Origin of the sequence: Nocardia sp. CC201C (assembly GCF_030010695.1) — a bacterium.
Classification (GTDB): Bacteria; Actinomycetota; Actinomycetes; order Mycobacteriales; family Mycobacteriaceae; genus Nocardia; species Nocardia otitidiscaviarum.
In genome coordinates, this window is sequence record NZ_JASCXP010000465.1 from 1 (window position 1) to 5,564 (window position 5,564).

Sequence of the window (5,564 nt, forward strand, 5' to 3'; positions counted from 1 at the left end):
GCCCCCTCGAGCGTAGGACCGATCCGCTAGGCGGTGTCCGGGCTGGCCAGCGACTGGAGCATGCGGGCCGCCATCCGGGCGGTGGCGTCGCCGCTGTCGATATTGTCGATGTGCACGGCGAAGGCAAGATCGCCCATGGTGGCGATGAGCCAGCCGCTGGTGCCCGCGGTGGCGGCGAACGCGTTGACGTTCTGGTAGCGGTGCAGACTGGCGAGTTCCGGCGCGCCGGTGGCGTCGCGGAGCATGCCGCGCAGCCGGTCAGCGACCTCACCCGAGAACGGGGGCAGGTCGGCCTCGACGGTGGCGGGGGTGCCGATCTCGATCATGGGCCTGGGGGTCTGTCCGTGGGCGATGGCGGCCGCGGCGATGGCCATCCCCCACGGGCTGGCCAGCAGCGTGTCCCCCGCGCCACCCTGTTTCACCTGTTCGCCGCGCCCCGCAGTGGGCAGGCGACCGCTCACCTCGTCCAGTCCGGGCACCTGGAAGTCGATGCCGACGCCGAGCAGGCTCGCCGCCTCCGACACGTCGCCGAGCGAAACATCCTGCGGCGCTTTCTGCTTCACGACGGCGGCCAGGTTCTTGAACAGCTCCACCATGCCGCCCACCGGGTAGAGGCCGGTGAACGCCACCGCGCCCTGGGCACTGGCCTGACTGTTCTGCGCGACCGCGACCACCGCGCCGCTGGACGGCTGGATGGCCACGATGGACGCGGCTCCCCAGTAGCTCACCACGGCGTCCTCGGCCGCCCGCTGCAGGCGCTGATCCATGGTGGCGGCGATATCGGGCCCGGGCGGGCCCTGTTCCCCGGCGAGCTGGGTGATGAACTTGTCGTCGGGGCCGAAGAGCTGCACTCCCCATCCGGCCCGCTCGTCGTTGTTGTCCTGCCACACCTTGCGCAGCGAGTCCAGCATGGGCGACCAGACCCGACGGTCGGCCGAGATGAGCCGGGGCTGCTTCTCCATGACGACACCGGGAATGACGGCCATGCGCGGTTCCAAGATGTTGAAGTCGCCTTCGCGGAGGTTGACGGCCACGATCGGCTTGCCCTGCGAGGACGAGAGGTCGGCCAGCAGCGATTCACCCGTGATGAGCGGCGCGACGGGTTCGATGGCGGCGGCGAGCGCGTGCGCCGAGCCCGCCGGGTCGCCGGTCTTGGCGGGGTCGAGTTTGATCACATTGATGACCTGCTCGGTCATCAGCGGCGCGCCGGTGATGTCGACGACCTTGGGTGACGGGGTGGCATAGGTGCGCACCAGCCGGACGGTGCGCTTGCTGTCGAGCTGCGGCATGACGACGGTGGGCTCCCAGGAGATGCGCCAACCCAGACTGAGCTTGCGGATGGTGCCCTGCAGGTCGTACTTCCAGACCTTGTTCTCACCGAAGGTCCAGGTCGCCGTGAGGCTGAACAGGCCGGTGGTGCCGTCGAGGGTGATGAACTGGGTCTTCTCGTAGTCGGGTGTGCCGGGTTCCAGGCCGCTGAATACTTGCTTCAGGGTTGCCGAAGCTCCGTTCGGATACGAGGTCAGCCGACCGGCGGCCTCGTAGTCCTTGGCGTCGAGCAGTTCGGTGAACTTCTCGACCACGGCCTCGGGGCCGTTGGACCGCTCGCGCACCGCGCACGACCCCATCCCGATCGCAACGGCGGCCACCGCCGCGAGCGCGATCGCGGCCCGTACCCGGAAGCGGCGGGATCCCCACACATCCATATCGCCCACTCTTCACTCTTGCCACTTCAGCAACAAGACCACGGTACCGCGAACCGATTGCCCGCGGTGCCACCTTCACGCCTGGCGTGCCACGCCGAGCACCACCACCATAGTGCCGATTTCGGTCATGCGGGATCGATTGTCGGATCGGCGGTCCGTCAACGACTTCCGCCTCCGACCGCAGATGACCGACCGATTGGTTCTTGTGCCGTAGTACCCATTCGGCAAGATCACCAACCCTCCGGCCCCAGTTCTATCACGTTCTCCGAGAGCAGAATCCACGACACCGCAAGCGTTGTAACGTTGTAATCAGCATTACAGCTCCACGCAGTAAGTGAGTGTGAACGCCATGAAATACGGACAGCGCGGACGCGGATTCGGACGGCCCGGAGGGTGGCAGCAAGCCGATCTCCCGGACCCCGCGGACGCCCCCGATTGGTTCGCTGGAAGATTGCCCTCCGACTGGTTCACCGGACCGGCAACCCTCGAGATCGACCGCGACGAAATCGTCGTGATCGGAGAACTGCCACTCCCCCCGGGCGACGCTCCGGACGCGCCGCCGACAACCCGCGCGGGCAAGGCGACCGCCGCCACGGGCGGTACCGAGCCGGAAGCCGCGACCGGCAGCGCCGCCGGGAGCAAGGACACCTCGGGCAAGGACGCCGGGGCGCGCGCCACCGACAGCGAGGCCGCCGACAGCGGCTCCACCGCCGCCGATTCCGACGCGGCGGCCGCGTCCGGGTCCGCCGAGGTACCCCGGGCCACCCGCGAGGGACTCGTCGCCCGCTTCCGAGAGACCACCCGCCCGGCGCGCATGCGGATCGCCGCCGAGGCGCAGCACCGCTACGGGCGCACCGTCTCCTGGGGCGTCCGGGTCGGCGACGAGCGCATCATGTTCACCCATGTGGCGGCCCCGGTCATGACGCGATTGCGCCAGCCCGAACGCAAGGTGCTCGACACCCTGGTGGACGCCGGTGTGGCGCGCTCCCGATCGGACGCCCTGGCGTGGACGGTCAAGCTCGCGGGCCAACACGCGGAGGCATGGCTGGCCGAACTGCGCGATGCCATGCGCAAGGTGGACGAACTGCGCGCGGAAGGCCCGCGCGACCTGTAGGGCACAGGCCGACGAGCCCGCGACGCCGGTGGCGATCGCCGGACCCGCGCCGGTACGCGGTCAATCGCGCAGGGCGAGGCCGGTTTTCGAGTCGGAGTGGCGGCTCAGGGCTTCCGGCGTGCCTTCGAAGACGATGCGTCCGCCGTGGCGGCCGGGACCCGGGCCCAGGTCGATGGCGTGGTCGGCGCGGCGGATGACGTCGAGATTGTGTTCGATGACGACCACCGTGTTCCCCTGCTCGACGAGGGTGCCCAGGACGGCGAGCAGGGTGTCGATATCGGACAGGTGCAGGCCGGTGGTGGGTTCGTCGAGCACGTAGAGGGTGTGGGCGTCGCGGGTGGCCAACTCCTTGGCGATCTTCAGGCGTTGGCATTCGCCGCCCGAGAGGGTGGTCAGGGATTGGCCCAGGCGCAGGTACCCGAGGCCGACCGCCGCCAGGTGCCGCAGCGGGCCGGTGATGGCCGCCGTGGGCAGCCGGGTGGCGGCCTCGTCGATGGTGAGGTCGTCGATATCGGCGATGGTCAGGCCGTCGACCGTGTAGGCGAGCACCTCGGGGGTGAAACGGCGGCCGCCGCAGGTCTCGCACACGGTCTCCTGACCGTCCAGGAAGGCGAGGTCGGTGTACACGACGCCGAGTCCCTTGCAGGTCGGGCAGGCCCCTTCCGAATTGGCGCTGAACAGCGTGGGCCGCACGCCATTGCGCGCGGCGAACAGCTTGCGCACCGCCGGGGCGATTCCGGTGTAGGTGATCGGGGTGGAGCGGCGGTTGGTGGTGACCGGGCGCTGATCGACCACGGTGGCGGGATGCTGGTGCACCAGTTCGGCGACCAGGCTGGACTTTCCCGATCCGGCCACGCCGGTGAGCACGGTCAGCACGCCGGTCGGAATATCCACGGACACATCGCGCAGATTGTTGCGGGTGGCGTTCTCGACGCGCAGCTTGCCGGTGGGTACGCGGGGTTCGAGTGGCGCGCGGCGGGCGCGCAGTCCGCGCCCGGTCGGGGTGTCGGCGGTGCGCAGGTCCGCGAACGAACCCTCGAACACCACCTCTCCCCCGGCGGTGCCCGCCCCCGGCCCGATCTCCACGATGCGATCGGCGATCCGCATGACATCGGGATCGTGTTCGACCACGAGCACGGTATTGCCCTTGTCCCGCAACTGTTTCAGCAGCCCGGTCAGCGATTCCACGTCGTAGGGATGCAGTCCGGTGGTGGGTTCGTCGAAGATGTACAGCATTTCGGTGAGACTGCCGCCGAGGTGCCGGACGGTCTTGATGCGCTGTGATTCGCCGCCGGACAGCGTGGTGGTCGGACGGGCCAGACTGAGATAGCCCAAGCCGATGGCGGTGAGGGCGCGCAGGCGTTCGGTCAGGGCGGAAACCACCGGCGCGACACTCGCTTCGGTGACGTCCGGAATCAGTTCCGCCAGTTCGGCGATCTCCATCCGGCTCATTTCGACGATGGTGCGATCGAGCACGCGGGCGGTGCGGGCGGCAGCGCACAGCCGTTCGCCGTGGCAGTCCGGGCAGGGCCGAGTATCGGTGAAGTGTTGCAGGACAGCTTGTTTGCGTTCGGAGAGGTTGTCCGCGGTGTGCAGGTAGACGCGTTCGAAGCGCTCGATCACGCCTTCGTAGTCCTGCGGCGGGCGGGTGCCGAGGCGGGCGGCGGCCTCCCCGCCGTACAGCAGCGCGCGGCGCTGGTCCTCGGTCCATTCCCGCAGCGGGGTGGTCGGGTCGAACGAGCCGATATCCGAGTACTGCCGATACCAGTACTGCCCGTTTCCGAAGCCCGGCAACAGGATCGCGCCCTGCTCCAGCGACTTGTCCGGATCGAGCACCCGCTCCACGGCGGTCTGCACGGTGTCGCCGAGCCCGGAGCAGGTGGGGCACATTCCGGCCGGGTCGTTGAACGAGAAGTGGTTGGACTCACCGACATACGGCTCACCCACCCGTGAGAACAGCAGTCGCAGATAGCTGTAGGCGTCGGTGCTGGTGCCGACGGTGGAGCGGGCATTGCCGCCGAGCCGCCGCTGATCGATGACCACCACGGGGGACAGCCCCTCGATGTGGTCGACCTCCGGCCGGGTCCAGCGTGGCAGGCGATTGCGCACGAACGGCGGATAGGTCTCGTTGACCTGGTATCCGGCCTCGGCGGCGATGGTGTCGAAGACCAGCGAGGACTTGCCCGAACCCGACACCCCGGCGAATACCACCAGGCTGTTGCGCGGCACCTCGAGGTCGACGCTGCACAGGTTGTTGGTGCGGGCGGCGCGGATGCGGATCACGCGGTGCTGCTCGAATGTGGTCATAAGCCCACGCTAGGAGCCATTGCGGCCGGATTCTGACCGCAATCGGGTCCAGAATGGGGGCATGGCCGATGTCACCCGCCGCATGCTCGAACTGCTCGCCCAGCTCCAGACCGGGCGACGCTTCAGCGGCCAGGAGCTGGCGGCCCGCCTGGAGGTGAGTCCGCGCACGCTGCGCCGCGATGTGGAGCGGCTGCGCGGGTACGGCTATCCGGTGTCCACCCAGCCCGGCCCCACCGGGTTCTACCAGCTCGCGGCGGGCCGCACCCTGCCGCCGGTGGTGCTCGACGACGACGAGGCGGTGGCGACCCTGGTCGGCCTGGCGCTGCTCGGCGCGACGGCGCCACCGGCGACGCCGCGGGACGGCGGGACCGGATCGGCCGCCCCGGGTGAACCCGGTGTGCCCACCGCACGCGGTGACCCAGCCGAACCCAGTGACC

Annotated in this window: 4 protein-coding genes; 2 read left to right on the top strand and 2 right to left on the bottom strand. The window is 69.3% G+C overall.

Going from position 1 to position 5,564, the window contains the following annotated elements; translation table 11 throughout:
- Positions 1 to 26: 26 nt before the first annotated feature.
- Positions 27 to 1,706, bottom strand: coding sequence for an NTF2-like N-terminal transpeptidase domain-containing protein (locus QK444_RS31735; protein WP_282785758.1), 1,680 nt, complete (start codon positions 1,704 to 1,706; stop codon positions 27 to 29).
- A gap of 451 nt (positions 1,707 to 2,157) precedes the next feature.
- On the opposite strand from QK444_RS31735, the gene QK444_RS31740 reads away from it, so the two are divergent.
- Positions 2,158 to 2,820, top strand: a complete 663-nt coding sequence (locus tag QK444_RS31740; RefSeq protein WP_282785759.1) for a hypothetical protein — start codon at positions 2,158 to 2,160, stop codon at positions 2,818 to 2,820.
- A 60-nt stretch (positions 2,821 to 2,880) separates the two neighbouring features.
- On the opposite strand, the gene QK444_RS31745 is transcribed toward QK444_RS31740, so the two are convergent.
- The gene (locus QK444_RS31745; RefSeq protein WP_282785760.1) at positions 2,881 to 5,127 is read right to left on the bottom strand and encodes an excinuclease ABC subunit UvrA; all 2,247 of its coding nucleotides are present in this window, start codon (positions 5,125 to 5,127) and stop codon (positions 2,881 to 2,883) included.
- Between the two features lie 61 nt (positions 5,128 to 5,188).
- Between QK444_RS31745 and QK444_RS31750 the strand changes: the two genes are divergently transcribed.
- On the top strand, positions 5,189 to 5,564 hold a 376-nt coding region (locus QK444_RS31750), incomplete at its 3' end, for an HTH domain-containing protein (protein ID WP_282785761.1).